The organism is Mesorhizobium sp. M2A.F.Ca.ET.039.01.1.1, from assembly GCF_003998035.1.
In the GTDB taxonomy this organism is placed as follows: Bacteria; Pseudomonadota; Alphaproteobacteria; order Rhizobiales; family Rhizobiaceae; genus Mesorhizobium.
This window is the reverse complement of the sequence record NZ_RZRY01001069.1, coordinates 1-1,610: the sequence shown is the minus strand read 5'-3', so window position 1 is coordinate 1,610 and position 1,610 is coordinate 1. Positions and strand designations below refer to the sequence as shown.

Genomic DNA, 1,610 nt, shown 5'->3' with positions numbered 1-1,610 from the left:
ATTCAATATTGTTCAACAATGAACCGTTTTCCAGCCCCCTGCATGGGCCAGAACGACACGATCGGTTGATCCCGGTGTCGATTTTTTATTGATTGACGCGTCAATAAAAAATAATCTCGACCCGAACCGGACCCCCAAAATGCCGAAAATCGGAATGGAACCCGTGCGCCGCAAGGCGCTGATCGACGCGACGATCTCGGCGATCGGCGAGCGCGGATCGCTCGACGTGACGATGTCGGAGATCGCCGGACGCGCCGGTGTGTCGTCGGCGCTGGCGCATCACTATTTCGGCGCCAAGGACGAGCTGCTTTTCGCGACGATGCGGCACATCCTGACGGAGCTCAACATCGACACCAGGCACGCGCTTCACACCGCCGGCACAGCGCGTGAGCGCGTCTCGTCCGTGGTCGCGGTCAGCTTCTCCGATGACCAGTTCCAGGCCGAGATCATCGCCGCCTGGCTTGCCTTTTATGTCGAGGCGCAGAAATCGACCGAGCTGCGGCGGCTGCTGCGCATCTATGCGCGGCGGCTGCATTCGAACCTAATGAGCGGGCTGACCGGGATCCTGCCGCGGACAGAGGCCGACCGCGTGGCGGAAGCGACCGCGGCGCTGATCGACGGGCTCTACATCCGCCGCGCGCTGAAGGACGGCGTGCCCGACGCGCAGACCGCGATCGCGCTTGTGGAAGACTATCTCGAAACCAAGCTCAACGGACGGAGCCTGCCTTGACCACCCGGCGACCCAATTTCCTGATCGTCATGGTCGATCAGCTCAACGGCACGTTCTTCCCGGACGGCCCGGCCGAGTTCCTGCACGCGCCCAATCTGAAGGCGTTTGCCCAGCGCTCGGCGCGCTTCGCCAACAACTATACCGCCTCGCCGCTCTGCGCACCGGGCCGCGCCTCCTTCATGAGCGGCCAGCTGCCGTCGCGCACCCAAGTCTATGACAACGCCGCGGAATTCGCCTCCTCGATCCCGACCTACGCGCATCATCTGCGCAGCGCCGGCTATCACACGGTGCTTTCCGGCAAGATGCATTTCGTCGGCCCCGACCAACTGCACGGTTTCGAAGAGCGGCTGACCACCGACATCTACCCGGCCGATTTCGGCTGGACGCCGGACTACCGCAAGCCCGGCGAGCGTATCGACTGGTGGTACCACAATCTGGGTTCGGTGACCGGCGCCGGCGTCGCCGAGATCACCAACCAGATGGAGTATGACGACGAGGTCGCCTTCCATGCGACGCAAAAGCTCTATGAGTTCGCGCGCGTGTCGGATGACGCGGACCGGCGCCCCTGGTGCCTGACCGTCTCCTTCACCCATCCGCACGATCCCTATGTCGCGCGGCGCAAATACTGGGACCTTTACGAAGACTGCCCGGCACTGGAGCCGGAGGTGGGCTTCATCCCCTACGACAGCCAGGATCCGCATTCAAAGCGGCTCTACAAGGCATCCGACTACGACAGTTTCGACATCACGCCCGAGCAGATCCGCCGCTCGCGGCGCGGCTATTTCGCCAACATCTCCTATCTCGACGACAAGATCGGCGAGCTGCTGTCGGTGCTGGAGCGCACGCGCATGCTGGACGACACGATCATTCTGTTCTGCTC

General features: G+C 62.9%; 2 protein-coding genes. Both read left to right on the top strand.

Annotated features, from left to right (window positions below; all coding sequences use genetic code 11):
• The first annotated feature begins 139 nt into the window (after positions 1-139).
• Positions 140-730 (top strand): transcriptional regulator BetI, encoded by a 591-nt coding sequence (betI, locus tag EOA24_RS37310; protein WP_126078404.1) that lies wholly within the window; start codon positions 140-142, stop codon positions 728-730.
• Between the two features lie 29 nt (positions 731-759).
• Positions 760-1,610 (top strand): choline-sulfatase (gene betC / locus EOA24_RS37305; protein WP_245501953.1); only part of this gene is annotated, 851 nt, incomplete at its 3' end.